Origin of the sequence: Glutamicibacter nicotianae, assembly GCF_006539525.1 — a bacterium.
GTDB classification, from domain to species: domain Bacteria; phylum Actinomycetota; class Actinomycetes; order Actinomycetales; family Micrococcaceae; genus Glutamicibacter; species Glutamicibacter nicotianae.
Window position 1 is genome coordinate 124,267 of the sequence record NZ_BJNE01000007.1, and the last position, 21,982, is coordinate 146,248.

17 protein-coding genes and 1 tRNA gene are annotated in these 21,982 nt (G+C 65.5%); 2 read left to right on the top strand and 16 right to left on the bottom strand.

Annotated features, from left to right (window positions below):
- Positions 1–169: 169 nt before the first annotated feature.
- From ANI01nite_RS10090 to polA, 3 genes are all read right to left on the bottom strand, one after another.
- Entirely contained in the window at positions 170–1,483 is a 1,314-nt protein-coding gene (locus tag ANI01nite_RS10090) for a GNAT family N-acetyltransferase (protein ID WP_170214623.1), read from the bottom strand.
- Positions 1,484–1,553: 70 nt separating this feature from the next.
- Complete coding sequence (locus ANI01nite_RS10095; RefSeq protein ID WP_141357792.1) at positions 1,554–2,462, bottom strand: polysaccharide deacetylase family protein; 909 nt, start codon at positions 2,460–2,462, stop codon at positions 1,554–1,556.
- Positions 2,463–2,530: 68 nt separating this feature from the next.
- The gene (gene polA, locus ANI01nite_RS10100; RefSeq protein WP_255314495.1) at positions 2,531–5,143 is read right to left on the bottom strand and encodes a DNA polymerase I; all 2,613 of its coding nucleotides are present in this window, start codon (positions 5,141–5,143) and stop codon (positions 2,531–2,533) included.
- A gap of 85 nt (positions 5,144–5,228) precedes the next feature.
- On the opposite strand from polA, the gene ANI01nite_RS10105 reads away from it, so the two are divergent.
- The gene (locus tag ANI01nite_RS10105; RefSeq protein WP_038991894.1) at positions 5,229–5,711 is read left to right on the top strand and encodes a hotdog fold thioesterase; all 483 of its coding nucleotides are present in this window, start codon (positions 5,229–5,231) and stop codon (positions 5,709–5,711) included.
- A 79-nt stretch (positions 5,712–5,790) separates the two neighbouring features.
- Here the strand turns inward: ANI01nite_RS10105 and ANI01nite_RS10110 are convergent, their stop codons facing one another.
- From ANI01nite_RS10110 to ANI01nite_RS10125, 4 genes are all read right to left on the bottom strand, one after another.
- The gene (locus ANI01nite_RS10110; RefSeq protein WP_038991793.1) at positions 5,791–6,336 is read right to left on the bottom strand and encodes a dihydrofolate reductase family protein; all 546 of its coding nucleotides are present in this window, start codon (positions 6,334–6,336) and stop codon (positions 5,791–5,793) included.
- Positions 6,337–6,430: 94 nt separating this feature from the next.
- Positions 6,431–6,679 carry a hypothetical protein gene (locus ANI01nite_RS10115; RefSeq protein WP_073706076.1) on the bottom strand — a complete coding sequence of 83 codons (249 nt, stop codon included), beginning with the start codon at positions 6,677–6,679 and terminating at the stop codon, positions 6,431–6,433.
- Positions 6,676–7,908, bottom strand: coding sequence for an inorganic phosphate transporter (locus ANI01nite_RS10120; protein WP_141357796.1), 1,233 nt, complete (start codon positions 7,906–7,908; stop codon positions 6,676–6,678). The genes ANI01nite_RS10115 and ANI01nite_RS10120 overlap by 4 nt, the downstream gene beginning before the upstream one ends.
- 290 nt (positions 7,909–8,198) lie before the next feature.
- The gene (locus ANI01nite_RS10125; RefSeq protein WP_141357798.1) at positions 8,199–8,816 is read right to left on the bottom strand and encodes an ANTAR domain-containing response regulator; all 618 of its coding nucleotides are present in this window, start codon (positions 8,814–8,816) and stop codon (positions 8,199–8,201) included.
- A gap of 189 nt (positions 8,817–9,005) precedes the next feature.
- On the opposite strand from ANI01nite_RS10125, the gene ANI01nite_RS10130 reads away from it, so the two are divergent.
- A tRNA-Leu gene (locus ANI01nite_RS10130) sits at positions 9,006–9,090 on the top strand.
- 185 nt (positions 9,091–9,275) lie between these two features.
- Here ANI01nite_RS10130 and pyk read toward each other — a convergent pair.
- The 9 genes from pyk to ANI01nite_RS10175 all read right to left on the bottom strand — a co-directional run bounded on the left by pyk (position 9,276) and on the right by ANI01nite_RS10175 (position 21,859).
- A complete protein-coding gene (gene pyk / locus ANI01nite_RS10135) occupies positions 9,276–10,787 on the bottom strand; it encodes a pyruvate kinase (protein ID WP_141357800.1) in 1,512 nt (503 codons plus the stop codon).
- 86 nt (positions 10,788–10,873) lie between these two features.
- Positions 10,874–12,343, bottom strand: a complete 1,470-nt coding sequence (locus ANI01nite_RS10140; RefSeq protein WP_038991797.1) for a glutamate synthase subunit beta — start codon at positions 12,341–12,343, stop codon at positions 10,874–10,876.
- Positions 12,336–16,955, bottom strand: a complete 4,620-nt coding sequence (gene gltB / locus ANI01nite_RS10145) for a glutamate synthase large subunit (protein WP_371858957.1) — start codon at positions 16,953–16,955, stop codon at positions 12,336–12,338. Before gltB ends, ANI01nite_RS10140 begins: the two co-directional genes overlap by 8 nt.
- A 236-nt stretch (positions 16,956–17,191) precedes the next feature.
- Complete coding sequence (locus ANI01nite_RS10150; protein ID WP_141357802.1) at positions 17,192–17,404, bottom strand: hypothetical protein; 213 nt, start codon at positions 17,402–17,404, stop codon at positions 17,192–17,194.
- Between the two features lie 121 nt (positions 17,405–17,525).
- Positions 17,526–18,560, bottom strand: a complete 1,035-nt coding sequence (gene lgt / locus ANI01nite_RS10155) for a prolipoprotein diacylglyceryl transferase (RefSeq protein ID WP_255314487.1) — start codon at positions 18,558–18,560, stop codon at positions 17,526–17,528.
- Positions 18,560–19,342 carry a tryptophan synthase subunit alpha gene (gene trpA, locus ANI01nite_RS10160; protein ID WP_141357804.1) on the bottom strand — a complete coding sequence of 261 codons (783 nt, stop codon included), beginning with the start codon at positions 19,340–19,342 and terminating at the stop codon, positions 18,560–18,562. The genes lgt and trpA overlap by 1 nt, the downstream gene beginning before the upstream one ends.
- Positions 19,343–20,674 (bottom strand): tryptophan synthase subunit beta, encoded by a 1,332-nt coding sequence (gene trpB, locus ANI01nite_RS10165; RefSeq protein WP_038991799.1) that lies wholly within the window; start codon positions 20,672–20,674, stop codon positions 19,343–19,345.
- 110 nt (positions 20,675–20,784) lie between these two features.
- A complete protein-coding gene (gene trpC / locus ANI01nite_RS10170; RefSeq protein WP_141357806.1) occupies positions 20,785–21,609 on the bottom strand; it encodes an indole-3-glycerol phosphate synthase TrpC in 825 nt (274 codons plus the stop codon).
- Between the two features lies 1 nt (position 21,610).
- A complete protein-coding gene (locus ANI01nite_RS10175) occupies positions 21,611–21,859 on the bottom strand; it encodes an HGxxPAAW family protein (protein WP_066138850.1) in 249 nt (82 codons plus the stop codon).
- Positions 21,860–21,982: the final 123 nt, after the last annotated feature.

Below are 21,982 nucleotides of genomic sequence, written 5' to 3' on the forward strand. Positions count from 1 at the left end.
GTCCCGGAATTTCGAAGGGGGTAAAACTTGATTGCGGACACGGCAAAGCCATGGCACGCTGTTCAAGTCTACGCGCCTACCACACCGCGGGTCAAAGCGTAACCCGCTAACATCCACGCCAGCATTTTGTGAACTTCGTCATATATATCCGGTTTTCGCCCCCATCCCGCTAAAAACCGTGTGGCGTGAATCCCTCGCGCGCCACGCTGAACGCGCGCCGCCAGTTCCCTGCGCCTGCCCCGCCGACCAGTTCTGCACGGCCGGAATCCAGCAATTGATCAAGTTGCACTGTCCCGAGATAGAGGCCAGCCACCTCCCTTTCAGAGAGCGCGACCAGCGGCAGGTCGGGATCGGACTGCCCTTCGTCGATTCGGGTCACCGTGGCGCGGGCATCGGCCACGTCGAAGAGGTAGGTCCCGGAAATCAAATCCATCCGGTCGTTCACGCGCAACAGCAACCGGGCATCATGCTGGTAACCGCGAACCTGGAAAGCGGCGGCAACATCCAGCACGCGCAGCCATAGCGAATCCTCGATGGAACGCACGTGGTAGTCCCGCACGTTGTCCAGCACCTGGCGCAGCGGATCGGCCACCGGACCTTGGCCATGCACTTCCTCCACCAGATCATGGTTGCCCAGATATTCGAAGAGCTTGATCCGGGCGGCATCGCTGGTGGCGATCAGCTTGTGCACCACGAGCTTCGCCTTTGGTTCGTCCCAGCCGCCGAACTTGTAGGTGGCGAACCCGCCGAGCTGGCCGGCATCGTCGTAGTAGGCGGCAAAGCGCAGGTTCTTCGGCTTGTCCAAGGTCTCCCAGTTGTCCCAGCGGCCCAGGGCGTAGCCATTGTCGTACTCGGTGCTGTCCACGGAGCCGAAGGTCCGCTCGAACGCGCGGACGGCCAGCGCGGAGTAGTCAGCTTCGAGGCGGGCAGGATCGGCGTCCACCACCTTGCCCGGCAGCTGGACTCGCAGCTTCAACCCGCCGGCGCATTTGAGCGTGAAACGGCATTGGAAGGTGGCCGGTTCGAAACCGTACCGCCCATAGATCGTCGCTTCCGATGCGGTCAACGCGGCCAGCGGGAATCCTTCCTGCTGGGCATAGGCCAGATCGGCAGTAATCTGCCTGCCCAGCACGCCGCGCCGCCGATAGCTCGGGGCCACGGTGACCGAAGTGATCTTGTGCGCCGGTACCGGTTCGCCGCCTCCGGCATTGAGCAGCCCAGGAAATGCCCCGTAGGTGTGCACCGGTTCGGTTGCATGGCGCGAGTGCGGTTCGGCGTGCGGGTCGAACACGAGGCAGAAGCGCATTTTCTGCGCGTAGGTCAGGTCCAGGTAGTTCTTCCAGTTGGGCTCGTCCGGCAGCTGCTCGTAGAACCCGATCCCGGTGGCCCGATGGAACAGCTTGATCGCTTCGTCGAGTTCCCCGCTTCGCGCATCGGCCTGGAAGGTCCGGGTTTCCAGCTGCGGCTGGGGCTCTGTTCTCATCGTGCTCCTTGGCGTGGAAGTCGGCTGGTCACAGTCTATGCCCCTGCTGGCCTGTTGCAAGGGGAAGGCCTCACCAGGCATCGGAGAGCTTGGCGAATCGCAGGCCTGAATCCAGCGCCTGGACCAGCCCAAGTGCCAGGCCCTTCGCCGTGCCCGAAGCTGGCTGGTTGAAGTGCCCGATGCCGACATCCCCGGCGCGCAGCTGGCTAACCTGCGCGGCGACGGTCGTCGCGTCGAAGCTCGCCCCGGCGTCCAGGTTGACTGTGAAGTTCATCGGCAGCACGCCCAGTTCGCGGCACAGCGCCGCGCCGGCTTCGTCCATGTGGGCGGTGCCGGAGCGGAAGAATTGCGCGGTGATGCCGAACCGCTCGGCCAGGTACAGCTGGTTGCCCATCACTTCGTCGTAGGCCTGGGCGATCGATCCAGTACCCATGATGCCGTAGGCGCTCTGGCCCCCGGTGGCCAGCGGGGCATGGCTGGTACCGTGGTTGGCGATCTCGAACAGCTCGTCGCTGGCCAGTTCGGCCAGCAGCCGCGCATTGGCCCGAGCCCAGCGCTGGTTCACGAACAGGGTTGCCGGCACCTGCAACTCGCGCAAGGCATCCAGCAGGGTTTCGTCCGCGCCGGAGCCGTTTGGTCCCCCGCAGGCATCGAAGGTCAACGCCGCGAATTCGCTGCCCTTAGGCAAGCCCAGCTCGATGCCCGGGATATCCAGCCCGAACTGCCCGGCCGGAACCTCCTTGAACTTTTCGATCACCTGGTTCCGGCTCGGGTATGCCGCAGGAAAGGCGGACGCTGGCTGGGACGAAGCCGCGGCGGAAGGCGGTGGGGTTGCCGAGGCTGCCGGGGCCGTGGACCGCTGTTCGGGGGCAACTGCTCTGCAACCGGAGATCAGCCCGGCGGCCAACGCGCCGAGCCCCAGGCTGCCGGTTTTCAGCGCCCAACGCCGCGAGTACTGCTCCACGTCCGCCTCTTTCATCAAGCCTTTGGGTCATGCCTAAGGGCAGGAGCACGACGCGGTGCCCCTGCCCTGCTGGTTGCAGCGCGCTAGTGCGCGGCGTCGTGCCAGGTCCGGCCGATGCCCGGCTGGACATCCAGCGGCACCAGCAGGTCTGCTGCCTGTCCCATTTCGCGGGTCACCAGCTCCTGCACCGGTTCCAGCTCGCCCTCGGCGATCTCCAGGATGAGTTCGTCATGCACCTGCAAAAGCATCCGGGACTTGTACCCGCCGTCTTCCAGGCCTTCGGCGATGCGCAGCATGGCCACCTTGACCAGGTCGGCGGCCGATCCCTGGATCGGGGCGTTCAGCGCGGCACGCTCGGCAATATCGCGCAGCCGGCGATCGGAGCTGTTCAGCTCCGGCAGGTAGCGCCGGCGGCCGAAGATGGTTTCGGTGTAGCCGTCCTTGCGGGCCTGGTCGACCACCGAGCGCAGGTAGGTGCGCACGGCGCCAAAGCGGTCGAAGTAGTCCTTCATGAGCTTGCGGGCCTCGTCCACGCCGATCTTCAGCTGCTTTGAGAGCCCGAAGCTGCTCAGCCCGTAGGCCAGGCCGTAGCTCATCGCCTTCACCTTGGAGCGCATCTCGCTGGTGACGTCTTCCGGCTCGACGTTGAACACGCGCGAACCGACGTAGCGGTGCAGGTCTTCGCCGTTCTGGTAGGCCTCGATCAGCCCTGCATCCTCGGAGAGGTGGGCCATGATGCGCATTTCGATCTGCGAGTAGTCCACGGTCAGCAGGCTCTGGTAGCCCCCGCCGACCATGAACACGTCGCGGATGCGCCGGCCTTCTTCCGAACGCACGGGAATGTTCTGCAGGTTCGGGTTCAGGCTGGACAGGCGCCCGGTCGCGGCCACGGTCTGCGCATAGGTGGTGTGGATCCGGCCATCGTCGTGGGTGGCCTTGAGCAAGCCGTCGACGGTCTGGCGCAGCTTGATCGCATCGCGGTAGGCCATCAGCGCGACCAGGAACGGGTGCCCGGTCCTGACCAGCAGATCCTGCAGCGACTCGGCATCGGTGGTGAAACCGGTCTTGATTTTCTTGGTGCGCGGCAAATCCAGTTCCTCGAACAGGACCACCTGCAGCTGCTTCGGGCTGGAGAGGTTGACCTCGTGGCCGATCGCGGTAAACGCGTCATTGGTCGCCTGGTCCACCTGTTCGGTGAAGTGGGCGCGCAGCTCGTTGAGCCTGTCCACGTCCACCGCGACGCCGGCGCGTTCCATCTCGAAGAGCACCGGAATCAGCGGCAGCTCCATCTCGGCGGCCAGCTTGTCTGCGTGCTTCTCCGCCAGCTTGGAGGCCAGGTAGGCGGAGAGGTCGTGGATGGCCTGCGCCTGGGCCAGGGCCGGTTCGGCCAGCTCGGAGGCCAGTCCCAGATCCAGTTCACCCTTCTTGGCCTGGTGTACCGGCACCGTGTACTTCAGGTGGTATTGCACCACGTCAACCAGGTCATGGCTGCGGCGATCGGGCTGGATCAGGTAGGCGCTGATCAGGGTGTCGTCCCTGATGCCGGCGATCTCCAGCCCTCTTTCGATGAGCAGGTGCATGGCGGCCTTGGCGTCGTGGAAGAGCTTCGGGGCGTTCTCATCGGCGAGGAACTGCGCCAGCACGGCCTCGGTGGCCTGATCGAGGTCCGCCAGTTCCAGCCAGAGCGCTTCGGCGCCGCGGAACAGGGCCAGGCCCACGGCTTCGCCGCCAGCCACGGCGGGCTGGATCGCGATGGCCGCGCCCTTCCCGGCCTCGATGAATCCGCGCAGCGCGTCGGCATCGGCGTCGAGCACCCGGGAGAATTCGGCAACCTCTGGCGCCGCTTCCTCTTCCTGGGCCGCGAACAGGTCGAACAGCCGCTTGCGCAGGGTGTTGAATTCCAGCGCGTCGAACAGGTTCTCGATCTCTTCGCGGTTCGGGGCTTCGAGTTCCATCTCATCGAGCGTGACCGGCAGTTCCAGGTCGTGCTTGAGCTGGTTCAACCGGCGGTTGCGGGTCACATTGTCCACATGCTCGCGCAGGGAGTCGCCGACCTTGCCCTTGATGTTCTCGATGTTCTCCAGGATCCCGGCGAGGTCCCCGTAGAGGTTGATCCATTTCGCGGCGGTCTTCGGTCCCACGCCCGGCACGCCTGGCAGGTTGTCGGCGGTTTCGCCCACTAGCGCGGCCAAATCCGAGTAGCGCTCAGGGCGCACGAAGTACTTGGCTTCCACCGCGGCGGCATCCATCGGCGGGATATCGCTGATGCCCTTTTTCGGGTACAGCACCAGGGTCTTGTCGGTGATCAGCTGGAACGCGTCGCGGTCGCCGGAAACCACCAGCACGTTGAACCCGGCTTCTTCGCCCTGGGTGGCCAGCGTGGCCAGGATGTCGTCGGCCTCGAAGCTTTCCAAGGTGATCGAAGGGATGTTCATCGCCTTCATGACCTCTTTGATCAGGTCGATCTGCCCGTAGAACTCTTCGGGGGTCTTATTGCGTCCGCCCTTGTACTCGGTGTACTCCAGCGAGCGGAACGTCGGGGTGTCCAAGTCGAAGGCCACCGCAACGTGGCTGGGCTTTTGCTGGCGGATCATCGTCAGCAGCATCGACACGAACCCGTGCACTGCATTGGTGTGCTGGCCGGTGCTTGTTGCGAAGTTCTCTGCAGGCAGCGCATAGAACGCGCGGAATGCCATGGAGTGTCCGTCGATGATCAGCAGTCTCTTGTCCGACGAAGCAGTCGGTTTGGTTGTTTCGCTCACACCTGAAAGCCTAGTTGCCATGAGCGACAATTTCACTTCTCAAACCACGCAATCTTCGGCACATCCGTTTGCCGCGCAGCTATCGCGCCATGGCATCCCCGAAACCATGTGGCCCCACCTGCGGCAGAATGGCGTGGGCGAGCTGGTGGAGAAATTGGACATCGTCTTCACCGAGTTCGAAACCCAGCGCGTGGCGGCCACGATGCCGGTGGCGGGCAATACCCAGGTCTATGGGATCCTGCATGGTGGCGCGTCTGCAGCGCTGGCCGAAACCCTCGGTTCGATGGCGGCCGCGCTGCATGGTGCGGGCCGTGCTAACCCGGTCGGCGTTGATTTGAACATCACCCACCACAAGGCCGGCCGTTCAGGGGTTGTCACCGGGGTATGCACGCCGGTGCATTTGGGCCGCAGCAGCACCTGCCATGAGATCGTGATCAGCGATGAGCAGGGCCAGCGGGTAGCCACCGCCCGCATCACCAACATGCTGCTGCCCGTCGACTAGCAATCCGTGCAAGCGGCGCTCCGGGCAAGCCGTGCATTTCTGGAGCGCCGCCGCGTTTTCGGCCGGGCTCCGGCGCCGCCTAGCCGATCGCGTAGCGCGAGAGGACGATGTCCGCTCCCAGGTCGGTGACCTCCAGGGAGGAGAGCTGCGTGCTGATCGCGCGGCCGAAGAGATTCGCCCCGCCGCCGAGCACTTCCGGAACGGTGACCAGCAGCAGCTCATCGAGCGCATCGGCCTCGACGAAGGCACCGGCCAGGTCGGCTCCGCCGACCACCCACACGTCGCCAGCCCCTGCGCTTTGGGCGATGTCCTGGCTCCAGAAGCCCACCTCGCCGCGGATGAAGGTCAGGTCCGCTCCGGGCAGTGTCGGCAGTTCATGGTGGGTGAAGACCCATACCGGCTTGTCGCCGAACACCCACGGCACGGATCCCTCTGTGGCGTCGCGGACGATGTTCTCATAGGTCTTGCCGCCGATCACTACGGCGCCGACGGTCTCGAAGAACTCGTCGAAATGCTTTTTCACTCCCGGCTGCGAGGCATAGGGCGTGAACCATTGCACGCTGCCGTTGCGATCGGCGATAAAACCATCGATGGAGGCACCCACGTAGTACTTGAAGCTAGTCATGGCTCCAGTCTAGGGGTGCCTCCATCGAAGGCGATATCAAGTTGGCCGGGGAGCCCGGATTCGTGTCGGATCCGCCGGATGCCGAGCGCAGGTCCTAGTGGCTTGAGGAGATGCCCAGGATGGCCTCGCTCAGCTGCGGCACGATCAGCACGACGCCCAAGGCGACGATCAGTCCGCACACCACGAAGCAGGCGTAGGCGCCGGCCTTGCTCACGCCCTGGCTGCGGCCGCCATCCTTGGCAACCGCAAGCAGGCGGACTCCGAAGGAGTAGGCGGCCACAATGGCCAACGCGGCAACCCACGTGACGACGGCGACGACCAGGAATGCTGTCCAGTCGATCATGAATTATCAGCTTCCTTCTGCGTGGCGGCGGCCCTGGCCTGCTTGGCTTCCGCCTTGGCCTTGGCGCGGCGTTCCTTCTTGGACAGGATATTCACGGCTGCGCCGGAGTTGTCGATGTCGGAGATGTTCGACTCGTGGTCATGCGGCTGCTTGCGCGAGATGAACCAGATGGCCAGCATCGCACCGGTACCAGCGACAGCGACGATCACGATGCCGATGTTGCCCAGGTGGGTGATGGCGGCGGCGATGCCGCCGACAATGCCGGCAGCCGGCAGGGTGAACAGCCAGCCCAGGGCGATTCGACCGGCGGTGCCCCAGCGGACTTCGCCGCCCTTGCGGCCCATGCCCGAACCGATCACCGAGCCGGAAGCCACCTGGGTGGTCGACAGCGCGAAGCCCAGGTGCGAGGAGGTCAGGATCGCCGAAGCGGTGGACATCTCGGCGGCGAAGCCCTGCGCAGGCTTCACGTCGGTCAGGCCCGATCCCATGGTGGCGATGATGCGCCAGCCGCCAGTGTAGGTGCCCAGTGCGATGGCGAACGCACAAGTGGCGACCACCCAGAACTGCACTCCGGAGTCGGAATCCTGCAGGCCCGAAGCCACCAGGGTCAGGGTGATGATGCCCATGGTCTTCTGCGCATCGTTGGTGCCGTGCGACAGCGCGACCAGCGAGGAGGAGAAGATCTGGCCGTAGCGGAAACCGCCACGCTTCGGCGAGGCTCCGTTTTCACGCTTGGTGATGGCGTACGCCAGCTTGGTGCACAGGTATGCGGAGATGCCCGCGATCAGCGGCGCGCAGATGGCCGGGAGCAGCACCTTGGACAGCAGCACGCTGTAGTTCACCGATGCGAACCCCGCACCGACGATCGCGGCGCCAACGAGGCCGCCGAACAGTGCGTGGGAAGAGCTCGATGGCAGGCCCAGCAGCCAGGTGAACAGGTTCCAGATCACGGCACCCATCAGGCCCGCGAAGATCATCGCCGGGCCGATCGCTACGCCCGTGGTCGGGTCTTCGTTGATGATGCCGCCTGAAATGGTCTTCGCTACCTCGGTGGAGAGGAAAGCGCCGACGAGGTTCAGAATTGCGGCGAGGGCAACAGCCTTCTTAGGGGAAATTGCTCCGGTTGCGATTGGAGTGGCCATCGCATTGGCCGTGTCATGGAAACCATTGGTGAAGTCGAAAAACAACGCCAAGGCAATGACCAGGACGACGATAAGCGTCAAATCCATTGAATACCAGCCTGAGGGGTCGAACGGCAAGGAAAAGTGAACGGGCCATGAAGAAGGGTCCTGCGGAGGGTAATGGCGTGCGGGTCTTCGTTCTCGGCGCAATTTCCATCTTAGGCCTACCACGCAGTACGTCAATCCAGGATTGCAACCCCATTCAGCGGAAAAAAGGGTGAACAAAGGGTTACGGAATGGTGAACGCCCAGTCGAACGCCGTTCCAGCCGGTCGAGGGCATAAAAAATGTGCGCCAAACCATACGTGGTTTGGCGCACACTCTTGTGGCTGGCGGTGCCTACTTGACCTGGTCGACGACCGTCTCGGCGACCTGGCGCATGCTCAAGCGGCGATCCATGGAGGTTTTCTGGATCCAGCGGAACGCTTCCGGCTCGGTCAGGCCCATCTTGGTGATGAGCAGCGACTTGGCGCGGTCCACCAGCTTGCGGGTTTCGAACTGCTCGGCCAGGTTGCTGACTTCTTCTTCCAGCGCGCGCAGTTCGTCATTGCGGGAAATCGCGATTTCGATTGCCGGGGTGAGGTCTGCAGGGGTGAACGGCTTGACCACGTAGGCCATGGCCCCGGCTTCGCGGGCGCGCTCCACCAGTTCCTTCTGGCTGAAGGCGGTCAGCAGGACCACCGGGGCGATGCGTTCCTTGACGATGGCTTCGGCGGCGGTAATGCCGTCCACGACCGGCATCTTCACGTCCATGAGCACCAGGTCGGGCTTCAGCTCGCGGGCCTTTTCCAGAGCCGCCTGGCCGTTGTCGGCTTCGGCGACGACGTCGTAGCCCTCGGAGCGGAGGATTTCGACGATGTCCAGGCGGATCAGGGTTTCGTCCTCGGCAACGACCACGCGACGCGGAGTGGTTTGCACCTCGGATGGGATGCGGGTGATTTCAGGTAGTTCGCTCATTGGCGCCTTCCTCCATGGTCAGAGTTCCTGCCCGCTGCGCGGGCGGCATCTAGGTGGTTTAGGTTCAGCGAAGCCACGTTGCCTCGGTTTCACTTCTAAGCCTACTGGCATGTACTCTTGTTCAGGCGAAGACGCGAGGATCCTGATTAGGAAATCTGGAAAACCTCTAGTAAAGTAGTCAAAGTGCCAGCCCAAGTGGCGGAATCGGTAGACGCGCCGCACTCAAAATGCGGTATCGAAAGATGTGTGGGTTCGAGTCCCACCTTGGGCACCAGCTTCAAGGCCGTTGGGTCGGAAATATTTCCGGTCCAACGGCCTTTTTCGCGCCCCCGGCCGATGGGTTGTCGATTGGCTGTGCTCGAGTTCACAACCCGCATTCGCCGGCCCAAGCAGAATCCGCCCTGCCCCAGCTTCTGGGACAGGACGGATCGATACGCTTGGGCTAGAGGGTAGCGGCGACTACAGGTTCTTCGGAGCCGAGACGTTCTCCGGATCCCACGGACCAACCTTCTCGCGTGCAGGCATCGGCTTGCCATCGACCAGCTGGCCGGCATCTGCCAGGTCGCCGATCTTGTGCACGCGCAGCGAGTTGGTCGAGCCGGCCTGCCCTGGAGGGGAACCGGCTGCGATGCAGACCAGGTCGTTGAGGTCAGCCAGTCCCTCGGAGAGCAAAGCTTCGTCCACTTGGGCAGTCATCTTGTCGGTGTGATCGGCGTAGGCCACCAAGCGTGCCTGCACACCCCACATCAGGGTCATGATGTTGTAGGTCTGCTGCAGCGGGGTGAAGGCCAGCACCGGCTTCTTCGGGCGCAGCCGCGACAGGCGCCGCGCCGAGTCGCCGGACTGGGTGAAGGCCACTATGTACTTCGCATCGAGCTGATCGGCGATTTCCACTGCGGCGCGGGTGATCGCACCGCCGCGGGTCTTCGGCTTGGAGCCCAGGCGTGGAATGCGATCCAGTCCGTGCTCTTCGGTCGAAGAGATGATCCGCGACATGGTCTCCACCGTTTCCACCGCGTACTCGCCTACGGAGGTCTCTCCCGAGAGCATGACCGCGTCGGCACCGTCGAGCACCGCGTTGGCGCAGTCCGAAGCCTCGGCACGGGTCGGGGTTGGCGATTCGATCATCGATTCAAGCACCTGGGTGGCGACGATGACCGGCTTCGCCCAGCGGCGAGCCAGCTCGACCGCACGCTTCTGCACCAGTGGAACTTCTTCCAATGGCAACTCGACGCCCAAGTCGCCTCGGGCGACCATGATCGCGTCGAAGGCGTTGACGATTTCTTCCAGTGCCGCCACGGCCTGCGGCTTCTCGATCTTGGCGATGACCGGCACACGGCGGCCTTCTTCGTCCATGATCTCGTGGACACGCTGGATGTCTTCGGCGTTGCGCACGAAGGACAGGGCGACCATGTCGATGCCGGCACGGATGGCCCAGCGCAGGTCGTCCTCATCCTTTTCGCTCAGCGCCGGAACGTTCACCGCGACGCCTGGCAGGTTGATGCCCTTGTTGTTGGACACTTCGCCGCCCACGACGACCTCGGAGCGCACGGTCTTCTCGTCGACCGCAATGGCCTTGAGCTTGACCTTGCCGTCGTTGATCAGCAGGAAGTCGCCTGGCTGCACATCGCTGGGAAGTCCCTTGAAGGTGGTCGAGCACAGGTTCCTGGTGCCTTCGATGTCCTCGATGGTGATGGTGAATTCCTCACCGGCCTCGAGGATGTACTTGGCGTTGTCCTTGAAGCGGCCGAGGCGGATCTTCGGACCCTGCAGGTCGGCGAAGATGCCGACAGCACGGCCTACCTCTGCGGCCGCATTGCGCACATTCGCCAGGGATTGCGCGTGCATGGAGTGGTCTCCATGGCTCATGTTCAAGCGGGCGACGTCCACGCCCGCCTTCAGTACCGCTACAGTGTTTTCATAACTTGCCAGGGCCGGGCCCCAGGTTGCCACAATCTTTGCGCGTCTCATTCCGTCAGCCAAATGCCTTTCATGTTCACATAGGCAAAATGCGGCCCACCCGGTTTCCGGGTGCGCCGCATTCAAGCCTATGTCACTCAAATGATGCTGATGGCCCTATCGGTTGGAGCAACCGGTGCAGGGAGGGTAGTCGAACCCGTGAGGAACTTGTCGACCGCGGCCGCGCAAGCGCGTCCTTCGGCGATAGCCCACACGATCAGCGACTGTCCCCGACCGGCGTCTCCGGCGACGAATACCGACTCGGTGTTCGTCATGTAGTAGCCATCTCGGGCGACGTTGCCCCGGTTGTCGAATTCGATACTGACCTGTTCGTCCAATCCGGAAACTTCCGGACCGGTGAACCCGAGGGCAAGCAGGACCAGATCCGCTTTGATTACGCGTTCGGTTCCAGGCTTCGGGAGTCGCTTGCCAGCAACAAATTCTGTCTCTGCAACTGTAACACCGATCACCTTGTTTTGCTCAGTTCCCTCGCCGGAGATGAAGTTGACGGTCGAGGCCAGGTAGGTCCGCTCGCCTCCTTCCTCATGGGAGGTCTGCACCTCGAACAGCACCGGCATCATCGGCCACGGCTGGTCCTCGCGGCGTTCGGTGCCCGGCTGCTTGCCGATGGCCAGCGTGGTGACGCTGGCGGCGCCTTGGCGCAGGGCAGTGCCGATGCAGTCCGAACCGGTGTCGCCGCCACCGAGGACGATCACGTGCTTGCCCTTGGCATCGATCGAGCGCTCCTGCTTCAGCCCCGCCACCACGCGGTTGTTATCGGTGAGGAACTCCATGGCGTGGTGCACGCCATCGAGCTGGTTGCCCGGCACCGGCAGCTCGCGCGGCACGGTCGCGCCGGTGGCCACGATGACCGCGTCGTAGTCGCGGCGCAGCTGCTTCCAACTGATGTCCTTGCCGATCTCGATGCCGGTGCGGAAGATCGTGCCTTCCGCTTCCATCTGCTCCAGGCGGCGGTCGATGACCTGCTTTTCCAGCTTGAAATCCGGGATGCCGAAGCGCAGCAGGCCGCCGATGGCCTCGTCGCGTTCGTACACCGCCACGGTGTGCCCTGCGCGTGTCAGCTGCTGGGCGGCGGCCAGGCCGGCCGGCCCCGAGCCGACGATCGCCACGCGGTGCTCGGTGTGCCTGGCTGGCGGCTGCGGCTCGAAGCCGCCGGCATCCATCAGGTGCCCGGCGAGCTCCGCCTCGACCTGCTTGATGGTCACCGCGGGCTGGTTGATCCCCAGCACGCAGGAGGCCTCGCAGGGGGCCGGGCACAGCTTGCCGGTCAGCTCCGGGAAGTTGTTGGTGGAAAGCAGCCGGGCTGCCGCGTCGTCCATCCGGCCCTTGTAGGTCAGGTCGTTGAACTCCGGGATCAGGTTGCCCAGCGGGCAGCCGTTGTGGCAGAACGGCACGCCGCAGTCCATGCAACGGCCGGCCTGCTCCTTCAGGGTGCCGGCTTTTTGGCGCTCGAGCACCTCCTTGTAGTCCATCAGGCGCACCGGGACCGGGCGCTTGGGCTGGGTGACGCGTTCGGCCACCTTCAGGAATCCGCGTGGATCAGCCACGGGTCACCTCCAAAATCTTGTTCCATACCTGCGGCGAGTCCGGGTTCTGCCCGCTGGCCACCGCATCGCTGCGCAGCTGCTGCACGGCGGCGAAGTCGCGCGGGGTGATGCTGGTCAGCCGGCCGCGGGTGTTCTCCCAGTCCAGCAGCAGGCGGGAGGCCAGCGGGGACGCGGTCAACGCGATGTGCTCGGTGAGCAGCTCGCGGATGCGTTCGGCTTCCGCGTCGCTGACGGGGGCGACCAGCAGGTCGCCATGCTCGGCGGCCAGCGGGTTCAGCTTGGCCGGATCGAAGTCCAGCACCCAGGCGGTGCCGCCGGAGAATCCGGCGCCGAAGTTCCGGCCGGTGGCGCCCAGGATCAGCACCTGTCCCCCGGTCATGTACTCGCAGCCGTGCTCGCCGATGCCCTCGGTGACGATGCTCGCCCCGGAGTTGCGCACCGCGAAGCGTTCGCCGACCATGCCGTTGATGAACAGCTGGCCGCTGGTGGCGCCGTAGCCGACCACGTTGCCGGCGATGACCTGCTCTTCGGGCTTGGACAGGGTGGTGTGCGGCGGGTGGATCGCGATCCGGCCGCCGGACAGGCCCTTGCCCACGTAGTCGTTCGCGTCGCCGGAGAGCTTCAGCGTGATCCCTTCGGGAAGGAACGCGCCCAGGGACTGGCCGGCGCGGCCGGAAAGGTTCACCTTGATGGTGTCCTGCTCCAGGGTCTGCACCCCGAAGGTCTTGGTCACGTGGTGGCCCAGCAGCGTGCCGGTGGAGCGGTCGGTATTCACGATATTCGCGTCGATGCTCACCGGCAGGCGGTCTGCCAGCGCCGGCGCGGCGGCGGCGAGCAGCTGCTGGTCCAGGTGCGTGTCCAGCCCGTGGTCCTGGCCGATGCGCCGGCGGCGCGCGGCCAGCTCGACGTCGGGGACATGGGTGATCGCATCCAGGGCCAGCCCTGCCACCTTGTCGTGGGCGGTGATCTGGTCGGCATCGGTGTCCAGCAGCTCGACCTTGCCGATCACCTCGTCCAGGGTGCGGGCCCCCAGCGCGGCGAGCAGTTCGCGCACCTCCTGGGCGATGAACTCGAAGAAGTTCACCACGAATTCGGCCTTTCCGGTGAAGCGTTCGCGCAGCGTGGGGTTCTGCGTGGCCACCCCCACCGGGCAGGTGTCCAGGTGGCATACGCGCATCATGATGCAGCCGGAAACCACCAGCGGGGCGGTGGCGAAGCCGAACTCCTCGGCCCCGAGCAGCGCACCGATCAGCACGTCGCGGCCGGTCTTCATCTGGCCGTCGACCTGCACGGTGACGCGGTCGCGCAGCCCGTTGAGGATCAGCGTCTGCTGCGCTTCGGCCAGGCCGATCTCCCACGGGGTGCCGGCATGCTTCAGCGAGTTCATCGGCGAGGCGCCGGTGCCGCCATCGTGCCCGGAGACCAGCACCACGTCCGCCTTGGCCTTGGCCACGCCGGCCGCGACGGTGCCGATGCCGGACTCGGAGACCAGCTTCACGTGCACGCGGGCCGACGGGTTGGCGCACTTCGCGTCGTGGATCAGCTGGGCCAGGTCCTCGATCGAGTAGATGTCGTGGTGCGGCGGCGGGGAGATCAGCCCGACGCCCGGGGTGGAGTGCCGGGTCTTGGCGATCCACGGGTAGAGCTTCTCGCTCATCAGCTGGCCGCCCTCGCCGGGCTTGGCGCCCTGCGCCATCTTGATCTGGATGTCATCCGCATTGGTCAGGTACAGGCTGGTCACGCCGAAGCGCCCCGAAGCGATCTGCTTGATGGCACTGCGCCGCTCGGGGTCGAGCAGGCGCTCGGGGTCCTCGCCGCCCTCGCCGGTGTTGGACTTGGCGCCCAGCCGGTTCATCGCGATGGCCAGGGTCTCGTGCGCCTCGGCGGAGATCGAGCCGTAGCTCATCGCGCCGGTGGAGAACCGCTTGACGATCGAGGAGACCGGTTCCACCTCGTCGATGCTGATCGGGGTGATGCCCTCGGTCTTGAACTTCAGCAGCCCGCGCAGGGTCTTCAGCTGCGCGGCCTGGTCGTCCACCGCCTTCGTGTACTCCTTGAACACGTCGTAGCGGCGGGTGCGGGTTGAATGCTGCAGGCGGAAGACGGTTTCCGGGTTGAACAGGTGCGGCGGGCCTTCGCGGCGCCACTGGTACTCTCCCCCGGTCTCCAATTCCAGCGGCTGGGCGCCGCCGTCGATCTCCGGGTAGGCGCGCGCATGGCGGGCGGCGGCTTCGGCGGCCACCACGTCCAGCTCGATGCCCGAGAGCTTCGTGGCGGTGCCGGTGAAGTACTGGTCGACCACGCGCTGGGACAGGCCGACGGCTTCGAAGGTCTGCGCGCCGCAGTAGCTGGAGACCGTGGAGATGCCCATCTTGGACATGATCTTCAGCACGCCCTTGCCCAGCGCCTTGATCAGGTTGGCGCTGGCCTGGCTTCCGTCGACGCCGGGCAGCTCGCCGTTCTCGGCCATCTGCTCGACTGATTCCAGGGCGAGGTAGGGGTTGATCGCGCTGGCGCCGTAGCCGATGAGCAGCGCGATGTGGTGCACTTCGCGGGCGTCGCCGGACTCGATGATCAGCGAGACGCGGGTGCGGTTCGAGCTCTTGAGCAGATGGTGGTGCACCGCGGAAGTCAGCAGCAGGGACGGGATCGGCGCCCAGGCGGCCGAGGAGTCGCGGTCCGAGAGCACGATGTAGCGCACCCCGCGGTTCACCGCGGCGGAGACCTTCTCGCAGATTTCCTGCAGCCGGGCGCGCAGCTCGGATTCGCCGCCGGCCGGGCGGTACAGCCCGCGCACCTTCAGCGTGTACTTGGCGCCGGATTCGTCGCGCAGGTTCGCGATCTTGGCCAGCTGGTCGTTGGTCAGCACCGGGTAGTCAAGTGCGATCTGGGTCTGCTCGACGCGGTCCAGGGACAGCAGGTTACCGTCCGGGCCGATCGCGGTGCCCATGGAGGTGACCAGCTCTTCGCGGATCGCATCCAGCGGCGGGTTGGTGACCTGGGCGAAGGACTGGGTGAAGTAGTCGAACAGCAGCCGCGGGCGCTGCGAGAGGGCGGCGATCGGGGTGTCGGTGCCCATGGCGGCCAGCGGCTCGGCGCCGGCGGCGGCCATCGGGGCCAGCAGCACGCGCAGCTCCTCGGTGGTGTAGCCGAAGGTCAGCTGGCGCAGGGCCACGGAAGCCGAATTGTGGCGCACATGCTCCAGATCCGGGAAGTCGTCCAGGGTCTTCAGGTTCTGCGCCACCCAGTCGCGCCATGGCTTGGAGGCGGCCACTTCAGCCTTGATTTCGGCATCTTCGACGATGCGCTGGCCGGCCAGGTCCACCGCGAACATCTTGCCCGGGGCGACACGGCCCTTGGCCACGATGTGCTTTTCGTCGGTGTCGATCACGCCGACCTCGCTGGCAAGCACCACCAGGCCGTCGTCGGTGACCCACCAGCGGGCTGGGCGCAGGCCGTTGCGGTCAAGCACGGCGCCGGCCATCTGGCCGTCGGTGAAGCAGACAGCTGCCGGGCCGTCCCACGGCTCGATGAGCATGGACTGGTACTGGTAGAAGGCGCGCAAATCCGCGTCCATCTGGTCGTCGTTTTCCCACGGCTGCGGGATCATCATCATGATCGTCTCGGCGACGTTGCGGCCCGAGAGCATGAGCATTTCGGCAACCTCGTCGAAGGAGGCCGAGTCCGAGGCGCCGGCGGTGCAGATGGGGAACAGTTCCTCGGGCACCTCGCCGAGCAGCGGCGAGGCGAGGGTTGACTGGCGGGCGCGCATCCAATTGCGGTTGCCCTTGACCGTGTTGATCTCGCCGTTGTGCGCGATGGTGCGGAACGGCTGGGCCAGCGGCCAGGACGGGAAGGTGTTGGTGGAGAAACGCGAGTGCACGATCGCGCAGCGGCTGGCGAAGCGGCTATCGGACAGGTCCGGGTAGAAGGGCTCAAGCTGCGCGGTGGAGACCATGCCCTTGTAGACGATGGACTGCGAGGAGAACGAGGCGAAGTACACGCCCATCTTGTTGTGCGCGCGGCGGCGGATGCGCCAGGCGGCGGCGTCCAGCTCGCGGCTGGTGGCGGCCGGGGCGCCGGCAGGGGCGGCGATGAAGAATTGGGTGATGCAGGGCATCACCTTGCGGGCAGAGGCGCCGAGCACGTCGGCGTTGACCGGTACCTCGCGCCAGCCGAGCACCGCGAGGTTTTCCTCGGCGGCCATGGTTTCCAGCTCTTCTTGGGCGAAGGCACGTTCGCCGGAGTCGGCCGGGAGGAAGCCCATGCCCACGGCGTAGGAGCCAGCGGCGGGAAGATCGAATGCGGTGACGCTGCGCAGGAATGCATCAGGGAGGTGCAGCAGGATGCCGGCGCCGTCGCCGGTGCCCTCGTCGGCGCCGATGGCGCCTCGGTGCTCCAGACGGCGCAGGGCGGTCAGCGCATGGGCGACAATGCCGTGGCTGGCTTCGTTCTTCAGGGACGCAATCATCGCCAGGCCGCAGGCGTCCTTCTCGGCCGCCGGATCGTACAGCCCCTGCGCGCCGGGCAGCGCGGAGAAACGAGTGTAGGGCGAGGGGACTTCCTCGCCAAAACCTGGCGAGGCGTTCATCTGGACTCCGGTCATGCTCATGAGCGTGCCTTTCTGTGGTTCATGCAGGATAGGCGCGCGGCAGCCCCCGGTAAAGGGCTAATTCTTCGCAAGGGCTTCCGGCCGCCTGGATGTTTCATCTAGCTGAAACTTTTCGACAGTGCTAAGCGGGGTCTGCTTGCGCATCGAGGTTTCGGGGACGAACATTTCCCACCTCGTTGTGGTGCTGCACCGGCAGGCCATTCCAGGGGTCGATCAACCAGTTCGGTGCGTGGATCTCACGTTACGCAGGTTTTGTTTCTCCCATGCGCGTGCTTCTGTTTCCGCAATGTTAAAAACTTTTGTCCCAGTTCCCGCGGAAAAAGCAGGTTTTTTGGTGGAGAACGCCCGAAAACCGTTTTCGCCAGCCGATTTTGAAAGCCGCCCAATGTTTCAAGCATGTTGCGCACACGCGTCGGCATCCCGCCAAATTTTTCGCGCTTCTTCGCCATATTGCGTCCCTGGCTCGTCATGGAAGCCGATCCCGGAGGCCGCGGGACGGGTTAAACCAGCGGTGGCCGGCAAGCATGAATGCTTGCCGGCCACCGCAATGGGGCTATGGATTCGCTGCCGCTACTTCTCGTTCTGCGGATCAGCGCCGGTTCCCTTTTCGGACGCGGTTTCCGATTCGGACATGGTTCCCGATTCGGACCTGTCCTGGGCACCGGTGCCTTCAGCTGGCTTGCCGCCTTCTGCTGGGGTCGGCGCGGGCGCCGTTCCTGGCAGGTAGAACGGATCGGCCTGCTGGCCGCGCAGCTTGCCGAGGACCAGGATCAGCGCGAGGATGCCGGCGATGACCATGCCGATCGCCAGCCACTGGTGCACGCGCAGGGCCAGCGGCCCGATGGCGATGACCTCGGCCGCATCCAGGCGCAGCGATTCGGTGAAGGTGCGGCCGATCCCGTACCAGATCATGTAGCAGCAGAACAGCGCACCACGGCGCAGCTTGAACTTCCGATCCAGCGCGATCAGCACGAAGGCGCCGAGCACGTTCCACAGCGACTCGTACAGGAAGGTCGGGTGGAAAAGCGTGTCCGCGGGCAGCCCGGCCGGGAAGTTGTAGCTGTCCGGGTCGATCTCCAGGCCCCACGGCAGGTCGGTCGGCGCACCGAAGAGCTCCTGGTTGAACCAGTTGCCCCAGCGTCCGGCCGCCTGCGCCAGCAGCAGGCCGGGCACGGCGGCGTCGACGAATGCAGAAAGCCGGATGCCGGCCCTCCGGCAGCCGATCCAGGCTCCGAGCGCGCCGAGCGACACCGCGCCCATGATGCCCAGCCCGCCGAGCCAGATCTGCGGGATCTCAGCCAGATGCGCACTCTGCCCGCCGAGCCCGAAGTAGTACATCGGGTCGGTGATCAGCACATGGTAAAGGCGTCCGCCGACGATGCCGAAGGGGATCGTCCAGATCGCGATGTCCCAGAGCATGTCCGAGTTGCCGCCGCGGGCGGAAAGCCGCTTGTTGGTCAGCCACAGCGCGATCAGGATACCCGCGAGGATGCACAGCGCGTAGGCGTGGATGGTCAGCGGGCCCAGCGAGATCTTCGAGAACTCCGGCGGCGGAGACGGGATCGAAGCCGGCAGGGCCAGGGCCAGCTGCGTGGCGAAAGCCATCAGGCGCGTCCGCTCAGCTCGGCGGCCAGGGCGCCGACTGCCGGCACTCCCCCGTCGCGCAAAGCGGCGACCAGCGCGGTGCCGACGATCACGCCGTCCGCGTAGGCGCCGATTTCTTCCACATGCTCTCGGCGCGAGACGCCCAGGCCCACGCAGGCGTTCTCGGCGCCGGCGTTGTGGGCGGCGTCGACCACTGCCTGCGCGGCGGAGGACACCTCGGAACGGGCGCCGGTGACGCCCATCAGCGACACGCAGTAGACGAACCCGGAAGAGGCGTCGACCGTGCGCTGCACGCGGGCTTCGGTCGAGGACGGCGCGATGAGGAACACGCGCTCCAGGCCGTGCTTCTCGCTGGCTTCCATCCACTCGGCGGACTCATCGGGCACCAGGTCGGGGGTGATCAGCCCGGCTCCGCCGGCCTCTGCGAAGCGCCGGGCGAATTCGTCCACGCCCAGGCGCAGCACCGGGTTCCAGTAGGTCATGACCATCACGGCCGCGTCGGTGCGTTCGGTGATCCCGCGCACGATCTCGAAGATCTGCGGGACCTTGAAGCCGTTCGCCAGCGCCTGCACGGTGGCTTCCTGGATGACCTGGCCGTCCATGACCGGGTCGGAGTACGGGATGCCGATCTCGATGACATCCACGCCGTTCTCGGCCAGCGCCACGGCGGCCTCGATGCTGGTGGCGACGTCCGGGTAGCCGGCAGGCAGGTAGCCGATGAGGGCCGGACGGCCCTCGGCGCGGGCTGCGGCGATCTTCTGGGCGCTGGTCACGCGGGTCATCTACTTCTCCTCGGAGTTCTGCGAGCCGGAGTTCTGCGCGTTTGCCGCGCTGATTTCGGCCTCGGCGTCCTTTTCGTCGATCATGTTGAACCAGGCGGCGGCGGTGCCCACGTCCTTGTCCCCGCGACCGGAGAGGTTCGCGATGATGATCGTCTCCTGCGGCACAGCGCCCTCGGCGATCTTGCGGGCGGCCAACCGGATGGTGCCGGCCAGCGCGTGCGCGGACTCGATCGCCGGCAGGATGCCCTCGGTGCGGCACAGCGCCTTGAACGCGTCCATCGCCTCGGTGTCGGTGACCGGCTCGTAGGTGACGCGGCCGATGTCGGCCAGGTAGGCGTGCTCGGGGCCGACGCCCGGGTAGTCCAGGCCGGCGGAGATCGAGTGCGACTCGACGGTCTGCCCGTCCTCGTCCTGCATCAGGTAGCTCTTCGCGCCGTGCAGCACGCCCGGGCGGCCCAGGGTGATGGTCGCGGCGTGGCGGTCGGTGTCCACGCCGTCGCCGCCAGCCTCGAATCCGTAGATCTCGACCGACGGGTCGTCGAGGAACCCGTGGAAGATGCCGATCGCATTGGAGCCGCCGCCGATGCATGCGGTCACGGCGTCGGGCAGGCGCCCGGCCTGGGCCAGGATCTGCTCGCGCGCCTCGTCGCCGATGACCTCGTGGAAGTAGCGGACCATCGCCGGGAACGGCGCGCCGCCGGCGGCGGTGCCCAGCAGGTAGTGGGTGGTCTCGACGTTGGCGACCCAGTCGCGCAGCGCCTCGTTGATCGCGTCCTTCAGCGTCTGGGAGCCGACGGTCACCGGGATCACGGTGGCGCCGAGCAGGCGCATGCGCGCCACGTTCAGCGCCTGGCGGCGGGTGTCCTCGGCGCCCATGTAGACCACGCACTCCAGGCCCATCAGGGCCGCGGCGGTGGCCGAGGCGACGCCGTGCTGGCCGGCGCCGGTCTCCGCGATGATGCGGGTCTTGCCCATGCGCTTGGCCAGCAGCGCCTGGCCGAGCACGTTGTTGATCTTGTGGCTGCCGGTGTGGTTCAGGTCCTCGCGCTTGAGGAAGATCCGCACCCCTCCGCAGTACTGCTCGGAGAAGCGCTTGGCTTCGGTAAGCAGCGAGGGTCGTCCGGAGTAGTTCTTGTTCAGGTCCTTGACCTGCGCGATGAACTCGGGGTCGTTCTTGGCCGCCTCGAAGGTCTCGTTCAGCTCGTCCATGGCGGCCATGAGGGACTCGGGCATCCATCGTCCGCCATACGCTCCGAAGTACGGGCCGCTTGCGTGCCTCAGCGACTGTGCATCGATCGACTGGCTGTGCTCGGAGTTCTCCGGAGTGCTCATCGATTCCCTCTTTTCTCGTACGAAGCTTGATTCGTGGTAAGTCTCGTGCCCCGCCGGAAGCTCCTGCGGGGCACGAAATGCAATTCTGCGTCCGACGCTGCCGTGCGCTGCTAGCGCTGCGGCTTGGCGTCGGTGCCGGCCTGGATGAACGCGGCGACCGAAGCGCGCGGATCGGCGTGCTTCACCAGCGCCTCGCCCACGAGGATCGCGTCGGCGCCGGCCGCACCGTACTGGGCAACCTGCTCGGTGGATTCCACACCGGATTCGGCGACGATCACCGCCTCGGACGGCAGCAGCGGTGCGAGCTTGCCGAAGGTGGCCGGATCGACGTCCAGCGTCTTCAGGTTGCGCACATTCACGCCGATGATCTTCGCCCCGGCCTTGATGGCGCGGGCGACCTCTTCCTCGGTGTGGGTTTCCACCAGGGCGTTCATTCCCAGCTGGTGAGTCAATTCTAGGAAAGATGCCAGCAATTCATCATTCAGCGCCGCAACAATGAGCAACACGAGGTCAGCGCCGTGCGCGCGGGCTTCATAGATCTGGTACTCGTCGACCGTGAAATCCTTGCGCAGCACCGGGATCTGCACAGCGGCGCGCACCGCATCGAGATCCTGGAGCGAACCGCCGAAGCGGCGCGCTTCGGTCAGCACGGAAATCACCGAGGCGCCACCGGCTTCGTACTCGGCGGCCAGGACGGCGGGCTCCGGGATATCGGCCAGCGCGCCCTTGGACGGGGACTTCCGCTTTACCTCGGAGATTACACGCAGCGTGGTGTCGCGGGCGGCCTGATCGGTGTGGCCGCCCAGCGCGGCGAACGCATCACGTGCAGGGGCGGCTGCCGCCGCTGCCTGCTTGATCGCTTCCAGGCTGGTGATTGCGCGACGGGCGCCCAGGTCTTCCCGGACGCCCGCGATGATGTCATCAAGAACAGTCAATTTAATGCGATGCTCCACTGCGAGCGCCACCGACGCCGAAACCGGCTGCCTTCAGGATCCAGCCCAGCAACAGGCCGACTACGACGATGCCGCAACCGACCCAGACGATGGACCAGGCGAGGTAGGCGAAGGCGATGCCTGCCACGATTGCACCGACAATCATGGTCAGCACGCAGGCCCACGCTGCGATGGAGTTGCCGTGGCCAATCTCTTCGGTGTAAACCGGATCGATCTCGGTGTTCTGCGACATGTTCGATGTCTCCTCATGTTGTGATGCTGCGCCCCGGCAGGGCGTTGCTGCCGAAGGACGTTGGTCTTCAGGTTCCATTCTGCCACCTGCGCGCGAGAACCTCCTATTCCAGGGGCCTTCGTT

Coding starts and splice junctions, on each gene's coding strand:
- ANI01nite_RS10090 (WP_170214623.1), bottom strand. CDS start 1,483: ATGAGAACAGAGCCCCAGCCGCAGCTGGAAACCCGGACCTTCCAGGCC.
- ANI01nite_RS10095 (WP_141357792.1), bottom strand. CDS start 2,462: ATGAAAGAGGCGGACGTGGAGCAGTACTCGCGGCGTTGGGCGCTGAAA.
- polA (WP_255314495.1), bottom strand. CDS start 5,143: ATGGCATTCCGCGCGTTCTATGCGCTGCCTGCAGAGAACTTCGCAACA.
- ANI01nite_RS10105 (WP_038991894.1), top strand. CDS start 5,229: ATGAGCGACAATTTCACTTCTCAAACCACGCAATCTTCGGCACATCCG.
- ANI01nite_RS10110 (WP_038991793.1), bottom strand. CDS start 6,336: ATGACTAGCTTCAAGTACTACGTGGGTGCCTCCATCGATGGTTTTATC.
- ANI01nite_RS10115 (WP_073706076.1), bottom strand. CDS start 6,679: ATGATCGACTGGACAGCATTCCTGGTCGTCGCCGTCGTCACGTGGGTT.
- ANI01nite_RS10120 (WP_141357796.1), bottom strand. CDS start 7,908: ATGGATTTGACGCTTATCGTCGTCCTGGTCATTGCCTTGGCGTTGTTT.
- ANI01nite_RS10125 (WP_141357798.1), bottom strand. CDS start 8,816: ATGAGCGAACTACCTGAAATCACCCGCATCCCATCCGAGGTGCAAACC.
- pyk (WP_141357800.1), bottom strand. CDS start 10,787: ATGAGACGCGCAAAGATTGTGGCAACCTGGGGCCCGGCCCTGGCAAGT.
- gltB (WP_371858957.1), bottom strand. CDS start 16,955: ATGAGCATGACCGGAGTCCAGATGAACGCCTCGCCAGGTTTTGGCGAG.
- ANI01nite_RS10150 (WP_141357802.1), bottom strand. CDS start 17,404: ATGGCGAAGAAGCGCGAAAAATTTGGCGGGATGCCGACGCGTGTGCGC.
- lgt (WP_255314487.1), bottom strand. CDS start 18,560: ATGGCTTTCGCCACGCAGCTGGCCCTGGCCCTGCCGGCTTCGATCCCG.
- trpA (WP_141357804.1), bottom strand. CDS start 19,342: ATGACCCGCGTGACCAGCGCCCAGAAGATCGCCGCAGCCCGCGCCGAG.
- trpB (WP_038991799.1), bottom strand. CDS start 20,674: ATGAGCACTCCGGAGAACTCCGAGCACAGCCAGTCGATCGATGCACAG.
- ANI01nite_RS10175 (WP_066138850.1), bottom strand. CDS start 21,859: ATGTCGCAGAACACCGAGATCGATCCGGTTTACACCGAAGAGATTGGC.